A 19,608-nucleotide genomic window follows, 5' to 3' on the forward strand; every position below is an offset into this window, starting at 1 on the left:
CTCAGTTTCATGCCGGTATACGTGTTAACCGCATAATGAAAGAATTTCTTGGTATTACATTAAAAGGAGCTGTAGCCATGACTTCAGATGTCATCCCTGTCAGAAAAGGCGAAGAACTGGATAATGCAAGATTGGAAGACTACTTAAAGAGTTCTTTTATGGATTTACCCGATAGCCCTCTGGTTATTGAGCAATTCAATGTAGGCCGTTCCAATTTAACATATTCCCTGAAAGCGGGAGACTGGGAGGGAGTTCTGCGCAGGCCGCCTCTCGGACCATTGGCGCCAAAGGCCCATGACGTAGAAAGAGAATATCATATATTAAAAGAGATACAGCCTCATTTCCCCGCTGCCCCAAAGCCTTTTCTATTCGCAGATCCAAGCGTACTGGGATATCCTTTTTTTATTATGGAAAGAAAACATGGAGTAGTGCTTGACACAGGTTTCCCTGACAATTCAGCGGCGACGCCTGAATTGTGCCGTATTATATCAACTGCCATGGTAGATTCACTGGGATCTTTGCATGCTGTTGATTATAAACGCACCAAGCTTCCAGAGATGACAAAGCCGGATGGTTTCCTCGAACGCCAGGTACATGGCTGGATCAGCCGCTATCACCGTGCCGCCACGGATGAAATTCCAGGCGCACTTCAGCTTATGGACTGGCTGGCTGCCCATATCCCAATTTCACAGGAGCCGGCTGTCATACATTATGATTATAAACTGAATAATGCCATGTTTAATGAAGATCTTACAGAAATGATCGGTCTTTTTGACTGGGAAATGGCCACAGTCGGCGATCCGCTTGCAGACCTTGGTGCTGCGATGAGCTATTGGATTCAGCATGACGATCCCCCTCATTTGAAAAAGGGAATGGGAGATATACCAATAACCGCACAACCTGGATTTTTTAGCAGAGATGAATTTATCAAGGCCTATAGCAGAAAAACAGGAAGAGATGTATCTGATATGAACTTCTACTTAACTTTCGCTTACTTCAAGCTTGCCGTCATATGCCAGCAAATTTATTTCCGCTGGAAGAAAGGACAGACACAGGACGTGCGCTTTGCTAATTTAAACGTATTTGTTAAGACACTTATTCAGCATGCCTTCCATGTGTCCTCAAATAGGATATAAACAATGAATGAGGAGCGCAGTTTATGGCCAAAATACATCTTTTGCTCAAAAAAGAAGAAATAGACAAGGAAAAAAATCTGGAAGATAAAATTGCTGTTGTATTTGATATCCTGTTAGCTACATCAACGATAACTGCTGCACTCACATTCGGGGCAGCTGAAGTCATCCCTGTCCAAGATGGTGATGAAGCAAGGAAAGAAGGGGCTGGTAGGGCGAATGACAGCTATATCCTTTCCGGTGAGTACGAAGGCAAGACCATTGACGGGTTTCTTTCGCCAAATCCATTGTCACTTAAAGGAGCGGTGCTGGGCAAGACGGTTATTTTATCCACAACGAACGGAACTGTTGCAATCAGGAATTCCTCTTCAGCAAAAAGCGTTTATGCTGCATCGCTGATGAACAGCCAGGCAGTTGCTGATCACATTCTAGAGCTTCACAAAAATGAAACAATCCTGCTGATATGCTCTGGGTCATCTGGAGAATTCAACATCGAGGATTTTTTTGGGGCTGGACATTTCATTAGTTGTCTGCTTGAGAATGATATAAAAAAGTGGGATCTTACTGATGCCGCAAAAGCGGCCTATCTCTTTTATTGCGGAAACAGTAATAAAGCCGGCATCATCTTAAAAGAATCAAGAGTGGGGAGAATGCTGTCGGAAATGGATTTTGAAGAAGAAATTGAATTTACAGCATCTAAGAACATTTTTCAGTCTGTTCCTCTGTTTAAGGACAATCGGTTTTGCCTGCCATGACAAAATCCTCTGTTTAAAATCTCTATAAAATGCTATGATAACTCTGTTTTGGCCTTATTATAACAAAGGAGAGTTATCAGGATGATAAAGACTTTTCATTTTTTACTTACTGCAGGAACCTTATCTGCATTGCTGCTGAGCGGCTGCTCTGGCACTGAATACAAGGGTTCCAGATCAGATTCCCAGCAGGAACAAAAACAAAGCGTTGTCCCTCCCGATACTAATGCGCCGGCAAGTTCCAAAAAAACTGCTGAAGTGCAGGATCAAACTAAAAAAGACAGGCTTCCTGCTTCGGTAGTAAGTGCGGTGGACGGGGACACTGTGAAAATTAAACTTAACGGAAAAGTGGAAACGGTCAGAATGCTATGCGTCGATACACCTGAAACGCATCATCCGCGCCTTGGCGTACAGCCTTTTGGACTAGAGGCAGCACAATTCACGAAGAAAATTCTTTACTCTGGCCGAAAGATAGAATTAGAGCCAGGCATCAATATGGGCAGGGACAAGTACGGCCGATTGCTTGGCTATATTTACGCGGACGGTAAAATGTTTAACGAAACTCTATTAGAAAAAGGTCTTGCGCGTGTAGCCTACATATATCCTCCAAACACGAAATATACAGGCCAGTTTTATGCAATCCAAAGGAAAGCACAGCAAAAGAGAGCTGGAATTTGGTCGTTAGAAAACTATGCTACAGATAAAGGGTTTGACACAAATGCTGCATCAACAGCTCTTGACAAAAAAGGAAACAGCGGTGATGCACCACAAAATCCAAAACCCCAAGAGAACCATTCATTGAACAGGGCATGTGATATTAAAGGGAATATCAGTTCGAGAGGCGCAAAGATTTATCATATGCCCGGACAGCATTTTTATAAAGCAACAAAACCTGAGAAAATGTTCTGCACGGAAAATGAAGCGGTTAAAGCAGGATTCAGAAAATCACAGCAGTAATTTTTTCAATGTTCAATAGTGGTTTACTCAGGCCGTATTGTTTATAAGGATTGAAAATACACTAGTATGGGAATCTATACAGTAGATGAACAATTTTTACTGTATCGAAAGGAGATAGAAAAATGGAACAAATAGAAACAGGCAAGGTGCTTCAGGTCGAGGATGAAAATGGCGGCAAACAGGATGTTGAAGTCCTGGGAACAATCAATATTACTGGTACAGAATATGCCGCTGTTTCCCTTGTGGAAGATATTCAGGAAGTTTCAAATGAGGATATTGATGTATTTTTTCTAAGAGTCGGCAGAGATGGAAATTTGACATCGATCGAAAGCGATGAGGAATTTGAAAAAGTATCAGCGGCATTTGATGAAGTTATGGCTGATCAGGAAGACTGAAAACTTTTAGAGAAGGCATAGACTCCTTCTCTTTTGTTTTAAACTGCTGGAATTAATTTCATTGGGGCATCTGGAAAATTTCTCTTTATATTTCTTCGAAAATTCAATATATTTGAAATAGAACCTTATTATAAATACCGATGATATCACGCTAATAGGGCAGTATGCCTAAAGAAGGATGGGGAAAAAATGGATGGGGATTTTTTCGCGGATTATAAAGACTATATCGTTTTACCCGAAGAACCAAACAGCAGCACGCAAGGAACATTTAATCCAAAAGATTTTGCAGCCTTTTATATCCTGACTTTATCGCTTAATGATCCTCTCATTACAAGCTGGTCGGAGGCTGAACGATATGAAATAGACGCAAATGACAGCCTTGAAAAAGTACTTGAGGAGTTTAACCGCAATCATAAGGATTTATTCCATCTTCAGTCACTGGAGTTTGACAGTGATAAGCCTTATTTTGTACTGGCATTATCCTGCAGGTCAAAAATCGAAGAATCAGAAGCAGAAACGGTTTTAAGCAGCATTGTTGAAAAGATGCTGACAAATCCTTTTTACATTGGACAAAATTGGTACAAATTCATCGGTGAAAAGGGCAGGGTCGAGCGAAAGCTTTTTCTTTATTCTTATAAAGAATACAAACAAAACTCAAAAATATTATAAGATTAACCTGGTATACATACTATTTCCATGCAAAAGTCATTGTTCCTGTTATACCTTCTTAATAAAAAGTATTAATTATGTAACCCTGCAGAAAAGAAACTGCAACGAATTATTGATACTATTTTAGGAATGGAAGTTTATCAATATATACATAATGATTCAGTTAGGGAGATGGAACATGGAATCGCATGTGAAAAAATCACTGGAAGAATGGAAAGAAGAAATAAGCAATCTATTAAATGAAATAGAAATAGAGTACGAAGAAGTCAAACGCGAACTGCAGGTGTACTCCTATAAGTTTAATATCACTAAGCAAGTGGTCCAGTCAACAATCAACGACGAAATCATCCGAAATATTAAAGAGCTGTATCATAAGCCTTTTGAAACAAAAGTGAACCAATTGAAAGATACCATAAAAGATCTGGAAGAAAAAAAGAAAGTGTTTCAGATGTTTGTCGATAAAATCGATAAAATCAATGGCAGAGATGAACATAAACCGTATGCCCCAGCTCAGTAAAGGCTTTATAAAGAGCTTTGGGCTGCGGCTTTTTTTTCTTCTTTTGAAAATTCCATCTGCAGCACTTCCCGTAAATCGCCCTTTTAGCACCGATTTCAAGTATAATGGAGCATAGTCAGATTTTGCATATGTTATTTCATTGAGAAAATACTACATATAAGTCCGATAATATAAAAAAACGAGGTTTTTACATGAATGAAAGAAATTTTGCGGATTATCATTTAAGTGACGAAATTAAAAGAGCTTTGACTGTATTAAAATATGAAAAGCCTACAGAGGTTCAAGGTGAAGTAATACCAGATGCATTGAATAACAAGGATCTTGTTGTAAAATCCCAGACAGGAAGCGGCAAGACAGCGGCCTACGCGATTCCTGTCTGCGAGAACGTTATTTGGGAAGAAAAGAAGCCACAGGCACTTATTTTGACTCCAACAAGAGAGCTTGCTGTTCAGGTCCGTGATGATATCACGAATATCGGGAGATTCAAACGCATTAAGGCTATGGCTGTTTACGGAAAAGAACCTTTCGCTAAACAAAAAGAAGAACTGAAGCAAAAAACACATATTGTCGTCGGCACACCAGGACGTGCAATGGACCATATCGAAAGAGGAACATTGGATTTAAGCCAAGTCAGGTACCTGGTTATTGATGAAGCCGATGAAATGCTAAATATGGGGTTTATTGATGAAGTAGAAGCGATTATTGAAAAGCTTCCTTCAAATAGAGTGACAATGGTATTTTCTGCAACTTTGCCTAAAGACGTTGAAAACCTTTGTCATAAATACATGAAAAATCCGGTGAATGTAGAAATTGAAGCAACAGGGATTACGACCGAAACAATCGAACATGTTTTAATCCAGGGGAAGGAACACAATAAAATTTCTTTACTTAAAGATGTGACTGTTGTTGAGAATCCTGAAAGCTGCATCATCTTTTGCAGAACAAAAGAAAACGTAGATAAAGTATATGCTGAATTGGAAGAAGCCGGTTATTCATGTGAAAGACTTCATGGAGGACTGGAACAAGAAGACAGGTTTGCTGTGATGGATGGTTTCAAAATGGGGAATTTCCGCTATCTGATAGCAACAGATGTGGCGGCAAGAGGGATTGATATCGACAATGTCACCCTTGTCATTAACTTTGATGTTCCCATGGAAAAGGAAAGCTATGTGCATCGTACCGGCAGAACAGGACGCGCCGGCAAGAAAGGAAAAGCGATTACGCTTGCAACACCATATGAAGAAAAGTTCGTAAAAGCCATCGAAAGATACATCGGCTTCCAGCTGGATATTAAAAAGGCTCCAGCGGCAGGGGAAGTTGAAAAAAGCAGAGCGGCTTTTGAAGAAAAAATCAGCGGGCGCCGTGTTGTAAGAAATAATAAAACAGCACGCATCAATCAAGATATCACCAAACTGCATTTCAACGGCGGAAAAAAGAAAAAAATCCGTGCTGTCGATTTTGTAGGAACGATTGCAAAAATCCCCGGAGTCACTGCAGACGATATTGGCATCATTACTGTTCAGGATACATTGTCATATGTAGATATCCTTAATGGAAAAGGATCATTGGTGCTTCAGGCAATGGAGAACACAACCATTAAAGGCAAGAAGCTGAAGGTCAGCAAAGCAATTAAATAAGGAAACGGACGGCAGCAGGGTGATAGAGCTGCCGTCCGTTTTTTTACAGCAGCCGCCAATGATAACTATTTAAAAGCCTACAATAATATGGATGCGTCTCTTATAGAAGAGTTTACAAGCCATATGAACAAAGGACAAGAGTACTTGAATCAAGCCTTGGATAAGCTGAAAGCACTCAGCAAATAACTAACGTCGATATTCGCAAAGCAATTAAATATTAAAAAACAGACGGCAGCGGTATGTGTTGCCGTCTGTTTTTTAATATAGGATATTTCCCTAAACTTTGTTAACAACAATCTTTAAGAAAAGGCGCCTTTAATTAAAAGCATACTGATTTTTTGGATATTTATGGTAATATTAAGATTACAGAGGAGGGAAAACGGTGAAGAATTATTTTTATACAGGGATTTTAATTGGAGCATGTATGTTAGCTGGATGCAGTACAAATGCAGCAAAAAAATCTGCGGAAGATATGACTAATGGACAATCAACAGAGGCTATGAATATCCCTGCCGCAAACAAAGAAAGAGTTTTGTCAATAATTACTTTAAAATTAACTCCAGAGCAAAAAGAGAATTATTACAAAAAGTATGGTGAAATTGTAGAAAACATAAATGCAGAGGAAGGTACAAACCACCTGGAACTTGTACCAATTAATGAATTTCAGCCACAAGATTGGATTGAACCGGAGGAATTCCGTAAAATAGCAGCTGATAGGGCTACCTGGCAATTTACTTCTGAATCCTTTGGCGGCGATCCTGTTGAATAAGGATAAAATTTTAAAAAGAGCCATCATTGGAACTCGGTCTATAATACAATGGAATTTGCTCAGGCTCAATTACAATAGAATCAGGGGTACTAAACCTAAGATGACGATTTCCTGAATAGCTCGTGCTGAGATCAAATGCAATATATGAAGGTTGGATGATTCATTTATCTTTTGCCATATAGAAAAAATGCGTAATAGATCTTAATATTAGAAGATTATGTACTGGGCTGCACTATACGGGTTTGTGATAGAACATAAACAATAAACCATAGTCAGAACTCTGATGACTATGGTTTATGACCGGACACCGGATCATTACCTGGTGCGAATTACGAAAGAAGGAAAGGGCAGAAGACATAAAGCCAAATACTGTTTGTATTATTTTATCTATTTTTCTAGTTTACATAATATATATTATAGGAAGTCATCAGATTATATAAGATTTTGTCTCACAAACCAAGAATACTACTTATATTGAGACAAAAGAAAAATTTTGGAATGATATCAGCTTTTATTTCATTAATAAAAAAACAATTCATTAAACCACCGTTCGGATGTATGTTTATGTGTTTATGTACACAGTTTAACAGTGTATTTTATGAGGAACTTATATGGCTATCTGGAATATGGTCTGATTTTATTCAAATCATACATTCATTCCCAGGTTCATTGGTTCCATTCTATATATTATTTAATAATCGGCTTAATAATATTAATAAATATTTCGCTTGCTTTTAGAAATTTTAACTCTTCCTCTATTCAGTTTACATAATATCTCCCGGTCAATGTTTTGCTGCCTTATCAGATAATATATTTATGCTCAAGCGGTCTGCTGCAGTAATGAATGTGTTTATTCCAAAATAAAAACCGCCTTTGATATCAGGCGGCTAATTGTCTATTCTTCTGATAAAGCTGTTTTTGCCAGCAAAGATATGACTGCATCATCCATGGGCGGATTGTGAAGTCCTGCACGTACATCACGATAAAAACGCTGTAAGGGGCTTTTTCGTTGCAAGCTTTGTGCTCCTGCAATTCTCATGGCCATATCGACGATTTTAATGGCACTATTAGTAATACTTGTTTTGACAGCAGCCAAATCGACGGTAAGTTTTTCATGCTCCTTGGGCTGCTGTTCCCATTTTTCAGCAACTGAATAAAGGAAATGCCTTGCTTGAAGAAGCTCTAGATCCATTTCACCAATCAACCTTTGTACATTTGGAAGCTCCGCTATTGGGCCTGGCAAGCTGTTTGGAGTATACGTTTTAGCAAAGGAAACACTATAATCCCTTGCTGCAGCTGCAATTCCAATATAACAAGCCGGAATATGTAGAAGCCATGGAGCACCTTTTGCAGATCGTTTAGTTTGATTTTCCACGTAATATTTTGTATCTACCTTAACAGAATCCATTACCAAGTCATGGCTGCCGGTTCCTTGCATGGAGATCACATCCCACGTTTCTTCAATGCTCACTCCAGCTGAATCACGATGTATAAGGAACCAGCCAATGGATTCGTCTTTCGGCACCCATGCACTTACAATAAAATAATCAAGCATGGGAGAAAGGCTTGTGAATGTTTTCCTGCCAGTGATAATATAGCTGCTGCCTTCCAATATGGCTGTAGTCTCTGGCCTTCCGCCTCTGGTTGGGCTGCCTGTTTTTGGCTCAGTTGCCGCCCTGTTTACCAAAGCTCCTTTTGCTACATTCTTCATTAATTCTTCTTTGACTTCGCTGTTCCAATTTTTCCGTTCATTGATTTCCATGATCCCGCCTAAATGCCAGCCAATTGAAAGAGCTGTTGAGCCGGATTTCGATGCAATAAGTTCCTGCCCTAACAGAAAGTCATACAAAGTGCCGCCCCTGCCTCCGTATTCCTTAGGCAAAGTTAAAGCAGTATACCCAAAATCTTTTAATTCACGAATATTTTGGTATGGAAAACTTCTGCTTTCATCAAGCTCTTGTTCTCTTTCGGAAAAAGAGGCAATGGCTAGTTCCAGTTTATTGATATATTCTTTTTGTTCCTCTGTTTGAAAAAAAGACACCTAACTCATCCTTTCGTATATGAAACTCTAAAATCCATTTTAACACTCCTCAAAGTATTGTATAAATGAAGTGCCTTTATAGTTAGCTTTAATCTTGTTCAAATTTGCACCGATGACAGCGAAAGAAATTCAATAGATCAGCAGAATCAGGCATTTGGGTCTGCGATGCCCTTCAGATAGCTCTGAATACACTTATCCGGACGTAGAGTACTTCTTTTATATTTTACACTGCAAACATCTAAGCAGCCCTTAGGCGGTCACTTTGATGTTTGTTTACATAATAATAATCTGATGAAGTCGTGTGCGGAAAGTATTCATTTTATTCTGCAATACTGAATGCTTTGCCTGTATTTGCATTTGTTTACTCACCCTTACTTTGATTTGAACCCGTTTCTTCATTTTCACCTAAAAAGGTTAATACTGCTGAAATATATTTTTGGATTTCCTGTACCCGGTAGGCAGCAGAATCTGCTATTTGCTTATAATGATGTTCTCCTTCCGGGGTAATCCGAAGCTGGCGTTTAGTGCGTTTTTCGCTTTCCCACCAGCCAATCAGCAGGTCTCCTTCTTCCATTTCGTGTGATAAGTCATATAAATACCCATTGCTTGCTATCCAGCCGAATTTCGCCTTTAGCAGTTCCCCCACCTCTCCCATATAAAAGGTTTTTCTGTGGAATGCGACCTTAAGAGTACTGTACCGGACCAAATCTTTGACGGAGATAATTTTCGAAAAGTAGCTTCGGTATTCTTCAGGGAGATCATGCTGCACCGGGGGATTTATACCAGAACCAGTTAGATCAAACATGAACCTGTCAATGACCTTTTTAACTTCTTTGAGCCTGACAGCAAAGTTGCCATGATACCAGGACAGTAATTCTTTGCCTTTTAAATTAATTTTATAAAAATTTCTTCTTTTATTCGTGTATAATTCTAAGTGACCAGATTCGACAAGATTATTGGCGATTTTACATAAATAGTCATAGCTATGCACCTTTCCAGTAAACATACTTTTTAAATCCTGGTGGATTGCCCTCGGATAGTTAGATTTCAGTGATAAGGTATGCAGCAAAAAAAGAGTTAAAAATTCACGCTGGCTTAATCCAGTCGTTTCAACGGTTACGACATCTTTTTGGCCTTTCTCCATTCTTTCATCCCCTATCTTTAGAGCATTTCGTTTAACAAACAGCTCGATAGAATATGTGTTCTATATCACAGACGAAAATTCCTGCTAATCTATAAATTTTATGTTTATAGAACTTTTACCCTCTTAATGGAACATACATTCATTTTTCAATAATAATAATGATAGATGAGATGAATATATATTCTAGCGAGGTTATTTTTGAAATATTTTTTGTTTGCTGACTATCCTTTGACTTATTATGAATAAAAAGATCTCGTTACAAGAGGAACACCATGTTTTTTGCCCTGGTTTTTTTGACAAATCCCTGTTTTCCGAAATTCCAGCAGTTTATAATTTTATTACATAATCCGCTCTCCCTTTTTGTAATTACCGAAATTAACAAATCTGCCCAGAATTTTTATGAAAATGGTCAAAATGCTCTTTTTACCGGTATGAGAACCTATGTTCTATTTGTGGATAATGATAAAAAAAAGACCTGAAACCAGTGTGTGTTCTGGCTTTCAGGTCTTTTTTTTATTGTTCAGTCAAAATTTTAGGGCCTTCTTTTGTAATAACAATGGTATGTTCATACTGCGCTGAGAGTTTCCCGTCCGCAGTGCGGGCAGTCCATCCGTTATTATCCATTTTAGAATGCCATGTGCCGGCGTTAACCATTGGCTCAATAGTGATGACCATCCCTTCCTTTAGTCTCATGCCTTTACCTGGTTTGCCGTAATGCAGGACCGTCGGATCTTCATGAATGGTTTTTCCTATGCCATGTCCGGTGAAATCGCGGACAACTGAGTATTTTTCGCCTTCAACATATGATTGAATGGCATGTCCGATGTCACCTAGCCTGTTGCCTGCCTGCGCCTGTTCAATGGCTTTATAAAGCGAGTTCTTTGTCACTTCAAGAAGGCGGGCGGTTTCATTTGAAACTTCGCCGACAGGATATGTCCAAGCAGAGTCAGCTAAACCGCCGTTTAAATTCACAACCATATCGATTGTAACGATATCGCCTTCTTTAAGAGGTTTTTTCGTAGGAAAGCCATGGCAGATTTCGTCATTTACTGAAGCACATGTTGCATACTTATAACCTTGATAGCCTTTTTGTTCTGCCGTAGCACCGTGCTCGGCTAGGTACCTTTCGACAAACTCTTCAATATCGGCTGTAGTAATACCTGGTTTAATCATTTTTGCAATTTCCCTGTGTGTTGCAGCCAGCAGCTTTCCTGCTTCGTGCATTAACTCTATCTCTCGTTCACTTTTTAAATTAATCATGTTTTAAATCCTCTTTCATTTCAATTAATTTGTCCCTTATCTCTTAAATAATCCTTTACTATCATATTCCTTTTCACTAATAAATTGCAACAAAAAGCCCGGCGATTAGACAGTTGGCTGACGCATACATATTGTTTTGGTATAATCAGCCCGATTATGATGCCTTCTCAGTAAACTTCCGTTCAAAGCAAAAAATCCCTGCTTATCATACGCAGCAGGGATTTTGGATGCATTCTATTATTATCGGCTGGGTCTTAAAGTTAAGATTATTTTTCATCAGTTCCGCCGCTCAGAATATTTTCAATGATTTCAAGCTCATCCTGTGAGAAATCCAGATTATTAAGCGCTTCTACATTTTCTTCGATTTGGCTTACACGGCTTGCACCGATTAAAGCTGATGTTACCCTGCCATTTCTTAATACCCACGCTAGGGACATTTGCGCAAGATTCTGGCCCCGTTCTGAAGCCAGGTTATTCAGCTTTTGCACCCGGCTGATTACGTCTTCTGTGACCCGCTCTTCGCTAAGTGCACCTGTAGATTTTGAAGCTCTTGACCCGTCCGGAATTCCATGGAGATATTTGCTGGTCAGCAATCCCTGCGCTAATGGGCAAAAGGCTATCGATCCTACGCCATTTTCCTGCAGAACATCCTGAAGGCCATCTTCAATCCATCTGTTCAGCATAGAATAGTTTGGCTGATGAATAACAAGCGGTGTGCCTAAACCATTCAAGATTTTAACCGCTTCTTCTGTTTGCTCCGCACTATAACTTGAAATGCCCACATAGAGGGCCTTTCCCTGCCGTACTATAGAATCCAGCGCACCCATCGTTTCTTCAAGCGGAGTATTCAGGTCAGGGCGGTGTGAGTAAAATATATCAACATAGTCAAGCCCCATCCGTTTTAAGCTCTGGTCCAGGCTTGCCGTAAGATATTTTCTCGAACCCCAATCTCCGTATGGGCCAGGCCACATATAATAGCCAGCTTTAGTGGAAATAATCATTTCATCACGATAAGGAGCAAAGTCAGTTTTCAGCATTTCCCCAAACAGTTCTTCTGCAGATCCAGCAGGCGGACCATAATTGTTTGCCAAGTCAAAATGGGTAATTCCAAGATCAAAGGCTCGCCTTAGCATAGCCCGGCCATTTTCAAATGTATCAACACCGCCAAAATTATGCCAAAGCCCAAGTGAAATGGCAGGAAGCATAAGTCCTGATTTTCCGCTCCGATTATATTTCATACTTTCGTATCGATTTTCAGCTGCCTGGTAGACCATGTTTTCTTCTCCCCATTTCTAAAATAATCATCTTCTCCAGTATAAATTGAACATCTCTAGAATATTTCCTGAGTTGTCTGTTTCTGTATCCAAAGGATAACAAAGATAGCGTTTACATACCAGCGAAAAGAATGCAGATGACTTTCCGGTCATCTGCATTCTTTCAATATATTTTGATAACATGCATCAAAGCCAGTAAGGATTACGGGCTATTTCTATTCTTCAATACTGTTTTGGACTCAGCTATAATAAAACCTACTTTGTTGTAATAGCTTCTTCAGAAGTCGTTTTCTCCTGTTTTTGCAGCTCATATTGCATTTTTTTCTCAATTTCACAAGAAAGGCATGTTGTGCGCTTTTTAAAAAATTCAGTATGGTATTTTGTTTCTTTGCATTCTTTGCATGTGGTATATAACCTGCTGCTGAATATAGAAAACACTTCATAAATTGCCGTCTTTTTCAGCTCTACAGCATGGCGGTATTTAACAAGGAGATTGGCTGTATTGATAGAGTCAGCCAATCCGCTGTGCCATTTGCCTTCCATAGGGATTTCTCCTAATTCAATTGCTTTTTTCAGCCCTAAAACGTGATTTATATCCGACAGGGCCCGAGAAATCGGAAGCTGGATATCATTGTAATTTTTTACCCAGTTGACATCAAATCTATTAACTATATAATTATGCTGAATAATATCCAAATCTGACCTGCTCCAGCTGCAAAGATGATAATCTTCTTCGCCTATCCACTCTTTTAGCTTCTTTATAGCTTTCTGCAGAGAAATAGCATTTTTCATTTCTTCCTTTTTCATGCCTATCATTTGGCGGGAGCTCTTGGGTATATAATTACCAGGAGGCATAACATATTGCTGAAAAACATCAATAGCTGCTGATGCATTTGCTTCCATGTCTATCTTTACCGCTCCAATTTCAATGATATGCCGCTCTTGTCCCTTTTGATGAGTACGGATGGTTTCCAAATCAAAAACAATTGCATTCATGACATAAACTCCTGACTATAAATTTATTGCAATATATAAAAAATCAGCCTTTAATCAAGGCTGTGAAATTTTTTTAATAAACTTAATTATAGCACACCATCTCAAAAAGAACGTAACGGTATCACATAGTTTCAAAATTACAGCAATCTTCCCTCTTAAAAGAAAGTGGTCAAACGTACGTTTTAGCCGAAAATATCAATATGTTGTATAAAGGCAAAAAAGCAGCAATTGCTGCTTTTTACGGAACTTTTACAACAAAAGGAACAACGAAAACCTGTCCGTCCTGCTGAAATTGTCCCCATATTTTATAAGTTCCCTTTTCAGGAAATCTTGTCATGAAAGTAACCTTTGACTTTTTCCAGTCTGATTTCATCGGATGAATATGCAGGTAATGGTTCCAATCATCACTGATTGCCACACAATGCCCCATAGCTCCTAAATAAGGCTGCAGACTGGCAGGTTTATTTGTTTTGGCATCTCGTATTTTGAACGTCATATTCAGATTCATGCGGGCCATAACATGATCAAATGTTAATGTTACTTCTTTTCCATTTATAGTCTTGGTTAAGGATGTGTCTGGCACAATAGGCATTGCCGCAGGCTTTTCACCTGAAATATGCAGCACATGCTGGGCTACACCATTATCGCCGCTTCCTTTAGGTGTAAATTCGGAGATGAGTTTATAGTCCCCGCCTGCGGGAAACGCGGCAGATATATCAAAGCGGCCATTCCCTTTATAAACAGGATGAATATGTGAGAAGTATGTAAGATCCTTGTTAACAATGATTAAGTGCATCTTTTTTTCATGAACAGTATCGAATTTCTGAATAAGCTGGCCGGACTTATCTTTGATAAAAATAGAGATCGGCACCTGTTTATTTGGTTTCATTATAGTTGGGGTTTTCCAATCCGACTTTGTAGGTGTAACATTCATATTCATACTGTTCATGTTATGATTCATTTCCATAGGAACGCGAACGGTATTGCAGCCAGCCAATAAACTGGCGCTGCAAAAAAGAACCAGCACTAATAATAATCGATTCAATGATTGTTCCCCTTTCTGTATTGTCATTTTATATTATAGCAAATCAAAAAATCGAGGATTCACTAAAATCTTTTTAAAATGATAGACTTGCACCTTACATAACAAAACAGGCCATCTTCTTCGCCTTTAAAGAAAATGGCCCGTTTTTCATTTGGATATCTTGCGGCAAGTCACATGGCCTCAATTGCCTGTTTGACAGTAGCATACACCTGGAACGAAGAAAAGTCAGCTCCTGACTCAATCACCCTCGAAGCAAGTTCCGGCCTGATTCCGGTAAAAATGACCTGAATGCCCAGCAGGCGAAGAACTTTATAAACATTGAAAATATGGCTTGAAACAGTTGTATCAATCGTAATTATTCCAGAGAAGTCTATAATCAGACAAGTGACTTCATGAGCTGGGATTTTTGGGATAACTGTATTAATCAAATGATCTGCTCTGTCAGAATCAATCGATCCGATTAAAGGCAGTACAGCAAGTCCATCCTGGATCGGCACAATTGGTGATGAAAGTTTATCTATCTCATTTTTAGCCGTTTTCAATATTTCCTGATTGCGGCGTTCAAAAGCAAATACTGTTTCATTAATACTCAAATCCAGCATGTGATTGACTCTTTTTAGAATGAGAACAACCTCATCTGTATTAAGCTGATGCTTTAATCCGAGTTTTAGAAAATAATCTGCAAAAGCTATCCTTGTTTCTGGATATCGAAGGAGAATATCAGATATATGCCCGCCTGAATGGGCAGTTTTTTCGCCATTTTCCTTACTCCATTTAATCAAGCTTTCAGGTACAGAACCTTCCGTACATGTAATGGATTCACCCAGGAATTTAAGAAATTCTACATACATCACTCGTGCATCATCTATGTCTTTTGCAGGAACCTCAAAATCAAAATTTTTTATAATTTCATCAACAATTCCATCTGTTAATATATGTGCATGTTCTATCAGGTAGTTGGCGATCAAAGATATTTTATTCAAATTTAGGTCACGTCCTACTTTATTTTGATAAGTTTATGTGGAAAGTGGAAAGATGGTTAATATATTCATAACATATTTTTTAAAAAGCAGTAAATAAAAACATGCCGAAAAGTTTTATAATATTTCACTAGCAGTACTCCATAACCTGTAATCTGCTGAAAAATCGTCTCTAAAAAGGGCTTGCCGGCTACATTAAAAGGAAAAGACAAAGCAGAAAATTCCGCTATGTCTTATGGCGTTTGCATATTTTCTAATCCCATCAGGGCTTTCTGAAGGTTACCCTTTACTTCGATATCTTTAAAATCGATGCCGATATTTATAACAGTCTGGGCAATTTCAGGACGGACACCGGTGACAATTGTCTTCACTCCAAGCAGCCTTAAGGCATCTATTACCTTGAAAATTTGATTTGCAACCATTGTATCCACAATCATGACACCAGACAGGTCCACGATTAAGTGAGATAATTTTAATTTCCCTGCCTGCTTCAAGGTTTCTTCCATTAATAAGGCCGCTCTTTCTGTGTCTATATTCCCGATCAATGGAAGAATACCGACTCCCTGGGTTAGGGGAACAACAGGAACTGATAATTCTAAAAATGCACTTTTGGCATTTTCCAGCGTTGTTTGATGATATTTAATAAAAGTCAAACTGAAAAAGTAGGCTGCTTTATCTAACAAGGGGTCAATAATGCTCCCAGCTTTGAGAACCAAATCAGCTGACATCCCTTTTTCATTAATCCCTGCGCTGACTGCTTTCCATATGCTTTTCCGGTATGCAGCTGTATCGAGCAGTGCTTCATCCAGTGGAATGCCCAGATTGAAAATATATTCTCCGGTTTCCTTGCCCCATTTTGCAAGCTTTGCATCCATTGCCTCTTCATCATATAACTGTTTAAGGGCATCACCAAACATGCTGATTAAACCATCCCTCTTTTGAAGGATTTCTTTTTCAATATGAGCAAACTGGTTGCGTTCTTCCGCAGAGACTCCCTCTAATCTCATTTCGTTAACTTCTTTCACAATAGCTTCTTTATTTTTTATGATTAAATCTCCCAAGTAATCTAATTCAGTTTTCATTGTTTCCTCCAGGGAATAATTTAAATATTGCCTATTAATATAACAACACAATACTAAAAAAAAGTCTATGTTAAGTTAAAGTATACATTCTATTTTCCTGGAAGGCCTTTTTTAATTTTCTTTAAAAGACAGAGACCTTTTGGAATAAATAGAATTTTCGATAAATATTTCTTTTCAGGACATTTTTTCGGTATAATAGATCGTATACTAAATAAAAGGGGATGAATGATTATGACAAAGACACTGCTAAAAGGCCCCTTTAAAGCTGACCATGTTGGCAGTTTTTTAAGGCCGGAAAGAATAAAAATAGCCCGTTTGCAAAAACAAAACGGGGAAATTACCGCTGATCAGCTGCGTTCTATTGAAGATGAGGAAATTATTTCTCTCGTTAAGAAGCAAAAAGAGGCGGGATTATCCGCCGTAACGGATGGTGAGTTCAGACGCGCATGGTGGCACTTTGACTTTTTATCCGGGCTGGATGGTGTTGAGTTATATGAAACAGACAGAGGCATCCAATTTAATGGTATCGAGACGAAGTCACATGGAGTGAAAGTGACTGGCAAGGTAAAATTCGGGAATCATCCCATGCTTGAAGACTTTAAGTTCCTTCAAAGCTTGGCCGGTGACCATATTGCTAAATTTACCATTCCAAGTCCGAATATGCTTTTTTTTAGAGGGAATATAGAAAAAGAAGCGTATCCGGAAAAAAATGAACTGTTTTCTGATCTGGTAACTGCCTATCAAGATGCCATAAAAGCATTTTATGCTGCAGGGTGCCGCTACCTGCAGCTTGATGATACATCTTGGTCCGTTTTTTTCTCAGAGAAAGGACAAAAGCAGATTGTAGATAAAGGGTTTAATTCTGAAGAGCTTGCAGAGCTTTTTGCACGCTGCATCAATGAAAGCATCGAAGGAAAACCCGAGGATATGACCATTACCATGCACATCTGCAGAGGGAATTTCAAATCTTCTTATACAGCAAGCGGAGGTTATGAAAGTGTATCTGATATCATTTTTGGGCAATTAAAGGTTGATGGCTTGTTTTTAGAGTTCGATGATGAACGTTCAGGCGGATTCGAACCCCTGCGCTATGTTAATACGCATGATCTTCAAATTGTATTGGGGCTGATAACTTCTAAATATGGCGAACTGGAGGATCCGCAGAAAATTAAGCAAAGAATTAAGGAAGCTGCACATTATGTAGATCTTAATCAGTTATGCTTAAGCCCTCAGTGCGGGTTTGCTTCTACTGAAGAAGGAAATCTTCTTACAGAAGAACAGCAATGGAACAAGATTAGACATGTCGTTTCAATAGCCGAAGAAATCTGGACATAACCCTTCTTCTGAAAAACCTTCCAAAAGTCATATTTGGAAGGTTTTTTGCATCTGCATGTTAGAGATGCTTCTCATCATTTGACGGCAAATAAGCCATCCCCTGGCTTACCAGAGTGTCATAAGGAATCGTCACGACAGACCAGCAATCATCACAATATTGGTTTCCCATATTATTGTAGACAATTTCTTTTTTTCTTTTACACATAGAGCATTTCATTGGTAATCTCCTTATCATTTTTCAGAAGTATGCCCTAACCGCCTGCACTTTAATCAGCATTACCTTGCTATTTGTAAATACAGAACCTTATTTATGTATCCCATACAATTACTTATAAAAAAGGAAAAATTAATTGGAACAAATTCTTTTCAAACTTGCTAAAGGAGGAACTTCCCTTGCGCTATTTCTGTATCTGCTAATGGGGCCTGAAATGAAGGAAATGGTAGTCTGGCATATAGACATGAGCCGGATAGAAACAGAAACAAAATATGAAGATGAAATGAAAAAGCTTGAAGAAAAGTCAAAATTCCATAAAAAGGAATTAATCCTCAAAATTCAGATCCCTTATTTTTTTATTTAATCTCTATAAACCAGACACCCAATTCATCATCAAAATATGGATGTGATGCAGCCTGATAGGTTTCATTGTCATCATGTTCATATAAGAAGGGCTGGCCATCCGGATGAAACATTCTAAAATGGTCTCCTGCCTTTACTTGTTCATAATGGCATTCTGTATAACTTCCATCTTTATGAATTTCGAATTTTTTAGGTTCTAATATATCCATCAGTGAACACCTCCTGTTAGTGTTATGCCTTCTTAACAGATATTTTATACCTTGAGGCTTGTTCAAAAGCTTCTTTCAAGGAACAATAGCAATTCTGTAAAAGCACTTGAAGCTTACGGATTTAGGGACAATATAGGACAAGAATTAAGCATGCAAGCTATTAGTATCAGTTAATGACGTTTTTACAGCATAAAATAAGCCTTGATTTCTCAAGGCTTCATGTTTAAATATCTATCAGATATGAACGCAGAGGATTTCGCAGTCTTCATTTCCGTCATTATAAGCAATATGCTCATGCCCTGCCGATATAAAAATTGTTTCACCCTCCGAAATCCTGTGTGTTTCACCTGTAGTTTCCGTTACAATGGAGCCGTTTGTGATGATTGAATAAACATTTTCCCCATGATCTGATATTTCCGAAAGAGGAATACGCTTACCAGGCGGAATAATATTTTTTTGCAAATTCAAATTACCGGTTAAAGCACAATGTGAAAAAACGGATCTCATGGAAACAGGTGCCTTCGGATCTTCTTGAAGTGTTTCGATTGATAGTACTTGCATGTAATTCCTCCTCCTTAAGATCATCTTTAGTGTTAAGCAGTAAATGTGTACTAATTAATTACCCTGAATAAAGTTTAAATAAACTTGTTTTTTAACTGACCGACTCAAAATGCTTTCAATCACTGAACCTTATAGAGATGCAGCCTTCTGTACTCACTATTATAACAAAACATTTAGATTTTTCAAACTACTAATTCTTAAAAATAGTCATTTTTGTATTGCCGGCTGATTTCCGGATATTAACATTTACCAAATCATAGGGGTCAACTTAAATA

The 19,608-nt window shown here is 38.5% G+C and carries 21 protein-coding genes; 10 read left to right on the forward strand and 11 right to left on the reverse strand.

All coding sequences use genetic code 11. The annotated features are described in order from the left end of the window. Positions 1-77: 77 nt before the first annotated feature. From BIV59_RS07885 to BIV59_RS07920, 8 genes are all read left to right on the forward strand, one after another. On the forward strand, positions 78-1,136 hold the full coding sequence (locus BIV59_RS07885) for a phosphotransferase family protein (RefSeq protein ID WP_071350921.1): 1,059 nt from the start codon (positions 78-80) through the stop codon (positions 1,134-1,136). 23 nt (positions 1,137-1,159) lie between these two features. Further along, positions 1,160-1,888 (forward strand): 2-phosphosulfolactate phosphatase, encoded by a 729-nt coding sequence (locus BIV59_RS07890; RefSeq protein WP_071350922.1) that lies wholly within the window; start codon positions 1,160-1,162, stop codon positions 1,886-1,888. A gap of 81 nt (positions 1,889-1,969) precedes the next feature. Continuing rightward, positions 1,970-2,842: a thermonuclease family protein gene (locus BIV59_RS07895; protein ID WP_071350923.1), complete on the forward strand. Its 873-nt coding sequence runs from the start codon at positions 1,970-1,972 to the stop codon at positions 2,840-2,842. 122 nt (positions 2,843-2,964) lie between these two features. Beyond that, positions 2,965-3,237, forward strand: coding sequence for a DUF1292 domain-containing protein (locus BIV59_RS07900; protein WP_071350924.1), 273 nt, complete (start codon positions 2,965-2,967; stop codon positions 3,235-3,237). A 189-nt stretch (positions 3,238-3,426) separates the two neighbouring features. Then, positions 3,427-3,906 carry a hypothetical protein gene (locus tag BIV59_RS07905; RefSeq protein ID WP_071350925.1) on the forward strand — a complete coding sequence of 160 codons (480 nt, stop codon included), beginning with the start codon at positions 3,427-3,429 and terminating at the stop codon, positions 3,904-3,906. 178 nt (positions 3,907-4,084) lie between these two features. Further along, positions 4,085-4,423 (forward strand): hypothetical protein, encoded by a 339-nt coding sequence (locus BIV59_RS07910; RefSeq protein ID WP_071350926.1) that lies wholly within the window; start codon positions 4,085-4,087, stop codon positions 4,421-4,423. 191 nt (positions 4,424-4,614) lie between these two features. Further along, positions 4,615-6,060 carry a DEAD/DEAH box helicase gene (locus tag BIV59_RS07915; protein WP_071350927.1) on the forward strand — a complete coding sequence of 482 codons (1,446 nt, stop codon included), beginning with the start codon at positions 4,615-4,617 and terminating at the stop codon, positions 6,058-6,060. A 382-nt stretch (positions 6,061-6,442) separates the two neighbouring features. Further along, positions 6,443-6,829: a hypothetical protein gene (locus BIV59_RS07920; RefSeq protein ID WP_071350928.1), complete on the forward strand. Its 387-nt coding sequence runs from the start codon at positions 6,443-6,445 to the stop codon at positions 6,827-6,829. An 895-nt stretch (positions 6,830-7,724) separates the two neighbouring features. On the opposite strand, the gene BIV59_RS07925 is transcribed toward BIV59_RS07920, so the two are convergent. The 8 genes from BIV59_RS07925 to BIV59_RS07965 form a co-directional block, all read right to left on the reverse strand. Then, the gene (locus BIV59_RS07925) at positions 7,725-8,870 is read right to left on the reverse strand and encodes an acyl-CoA dehydrogenase family protein (protein ID WP_071350929.1); all 1,146 of its coding nucleotides are present in this window, start codon (positions 8,868-8,870) and stop codon (positions 7,725-7,727) included. Positions 8,871-9,231: 361 nt separating this feature from the next. Beyond that, positions 9,232-10,014, reverse strand: a complete 783-nt coding sequence (locus tag BIV59_RS07930; RefSeq protein WP_071350930.1) for a hypothetical protein — start codon at positions 10,012-10,014, stop codon at positions 9,232-9,234. Positions 10,015-10,527: 513 nt separating this feature from the next. Continuing rightward, positions 10,528-11,274: a type I methionyl aminopeptidase gene (gene map, locus BIV59_RS07940; protein ID WP_071350932.1), complete on the reverse strand. Its 747-nt coding sequence runs from the start codon at positions 11,272-11,274 to the stop codon at positions 10,528-10,530. Positions 11,275-11,540: 266 nt separating this feature from the next. After that, positions 11,541-12,548 carry an L-glyceraldehyde 3-phosphate reductase gene (mgrA, locus tag BIV59_RS07945; protein ID WP_071350933.1) on the reverse strand — a complete coding sequence of 336 codons (1,008 nt, stop codon included), beginning with the start codon at positions 12,546-12,548 and terminating at the stop codon, positions 11,541-11,543. A gap of 255 nt (positions 12,549-12,803) precedes the next feature. Next, positions 12,804-13,544, reverse strand: coding sequence for a 3'-5' exonuclease (locus BIV59_RS07950; RefSeq protein ID WP_071350934.1), 741 nt, complete (start codon positions 13,542-13,544; stop codon positions 12,804-12,806). Positions 13,545-13,782: 238 nt separating this feature from the next. Further along, complete coding sequence (locus BIV59_RS07955; RefSeq protein WP_071350935.1) at positions 13,783-14,589, reverse strand: hypothetical protein; 807 nt, start codon at positions 14,587-14,589, stop codon at positions 13,783-13,785. A gap of 170 nt (positions 14,590-14,759) precedes the next feature. Further along, positions 14,760-15,572 carry an STAS domain-containing protein gene (locus BIV59_RS07960; protein ID WP_071350936.1) on the reverse strand — a complete coding sequence of 271 codons (813 nt, stop codon included), beginning with the start codon at positions 15,570-15,572 and terminating at the stop codon, positions 14,760-14,762. A 230-nt stretch (positions 15,573-15,802) separates the two neighbouring features. Next, positions 15,803-16,651, reverse strand: coding sequence for an STAS domain-containing protein (locus BIV59_RS07965; protein WP_071350937.1), 849 nt, complete (start codon positions 16,649-16,651; stop codon positions 15,803-15,805). 231 nt (positions 16,652-16,882) lie between these two features. Between BIV59_RS07965 and BIV59_RS07970 the strand changes: the two genes are divergently transcribed. After that, complete coding sequence (locus tag BIV59_RS07970; RefSeq protein ID WP_083392087.1) at positions 16,883-17,986, forward strand: 5-methyltetrahydropteroyltriglutamate--homocysteine S-methyltransferase; 1,104 nt, start codon at positions 16,883-16,885, stop codon at positions 17,984-17,986. Between the two features lie 58 nt (positions 17,987-18,044). Here BIV59_RS07970 and BIV59_RS23580 read toward each other — a convergent pair whose 3' ends face one another. Then, positions 18,045-18,203 carry a hypothetical protein gene (locus BIV59_RS23580; protein ID WP_170846111.1) on the reverse strand — a complete coding sequence of 53 codons (159 nt, stop codon included), beginning with the start codon at positions 18,201-18,203 and terminating at the stop codon, positions 18,045-18,047. A 133-nt stretch (positions 18,204-18,336) separates the two neighbouring features. On the opposite strand from BIV59_RS23580, the gene BIV59_RS07975 reads away from it, so the two are divergent. Next, the gene (locus tag BIV59_RS07975) at positions 18,337-18,564 is read left to right on the forward strand and encodes a hypothetical protein (protein WP_071350939.1); all 228 of its coding nucleotides are present in this window, start codon (positions 18,337-18,339) and stop codon (positions 18,562-18,564) included. Here BIV59_RS07975 and BIV59_RS07980 read toward each other — a convergent pair. Beyond that, a complete protein-coding gene (locus BIV59_RS07980; RefSeq protein WP_071350940.1) occupies positions 18,557-18,772 on the reverse strand; it encodes a hypothetical protein in 216 nt (71 codons plus the stop codon). The two genes, BIV59_RS07975 and BIV59_RS07980, sit on opposite strands and share 8 nt — an antisense overlap. Positions 18,773-19,006: 234 nt before the next feature. Then, positions 19,007-19,333 (reverse strand): cupin domain-containing protein, encoded by a 327-nt coding sequence (locus tag BIV59_RS07985; protein ID WP_071350941.1) that lies wholly within the window; start codon positions 19,331-19,333, stop codon positions 19,007-19,009. Positions 19,334-19,608: the final 275 nt, after the last annotated feature.

Origin of the sequence: Bacillus sp. MUM 13, assembly GCF_001866725.1 — a bacterium.
GTDB lineage: Bacteria > Bacillota > Bacilli > Bacillales > DSM-1321 > Peribacillus.

Coding starts and splice junctions, on each gene's coding strand:
- BIV59_RS07910 (WP_071350926.1), top strand. CDS start 4,085: ATGGAATCGCATGTGAAAAAATCACTGGAAGAATGGAAAGAAGAAATA.
- BIV59_RS07915 (WP_071350927.1), top strand. CDS start 4,615: ATGAATGAAAGAAATTTTGCGGATTATCATTTAAGTGACGAAATTAAA.
- BIV59_RS07885 (WP_071350921.1), top strand. CDS start 78: ATGACTTCAGATGTCATCCCTGTCAGAAAAGGCGAAGAACTGGATAAT.
- BIV59_RS07895 (WP_071350923.1), top strand. CDS start 1,970: ATGATAAAGACTTTTCATTTTTTACTTACTGCAGGAACCTTATCTGCA.
- BIV59_RS07900 (WP_071350924.1), top strand. CDS start 2,965: ATGGAACAAATAGAAACAGGCAAGGTGCTTCAGGTCGAGGATGAAAAT.
- BIV59_RS07985 (WP_071350941.1), bottom strand. CDS start 19,333: ATGCAAGTACTATCAATCGAAACACTTCAAGAAGATCCGAAGGCACCT.
- BIV59_RS07905 (WP_071350925.1), top strand. CDS start 3,427: ATGGATGGGGATTTTTTCGCGGATTATAAAGACTATATCGTTTTACCC.
- BIV59_RS07970 (WP_083392087.1), top strand. CDS start 16,883: ATGACAAAGACACTGCTAAAAGGCCCCTTTAAAGCTGACCATGTTGGC.
- map (WP_071350932.1), bottom strand. CDS start 11,274: ATGATTAATTTAAAAAGTGAACGAGAGATAGAGTTAATGCACGAAGCA.
- mgrA (WP_071350933.1), bottom strand. CDS start 12,548: ATGGTCTACCAGGCAGCTGAAAATCGATACGAAAGTATGAAATATAAT.
- BIV59_RS07965 (WP_071350937.1), bottom strand. CDS start 16,651: ATGAAAACTGAATTAGATTACTTGGGAGATTTAATCATAAAAAATAAA.
- BIV59_RS07930 (WP_071350930.1), bottom strand. CDS start 10,014: ATGGAGAAAGGCCAAAAAGATGTCGTAACCGTTGAAACGACTGGATTA.
- BIV59_RS07980 (WP_071350940.1), bottom strand. CDS start 18,772: ATGGATATATTAGAACCTAAAAAATTCGAAATTCATAAAGATGGAAGT.
- BIV59_RS07890 (WP_071350922.1), top strand. CDS start 1,160: ATGGCCAAAATACATCTTTTGCTCAAAAAAGAAGAAATAGACAAGGAA.
- BIV59_RS07950 (WP_071350934.1), bottom strand. CDS start 13,544: ATGAATGCAATTGTTTTTGATTTGGAAACCATCCGTACTCATCAAAAG.
- BIV59_RS23580 (WP_170846111.1), bottom strand. CDS start 18,203: ATGAAATGCTCTATGTGTAAAAGAAAAAAAGAAATTGTCTACAATAAT.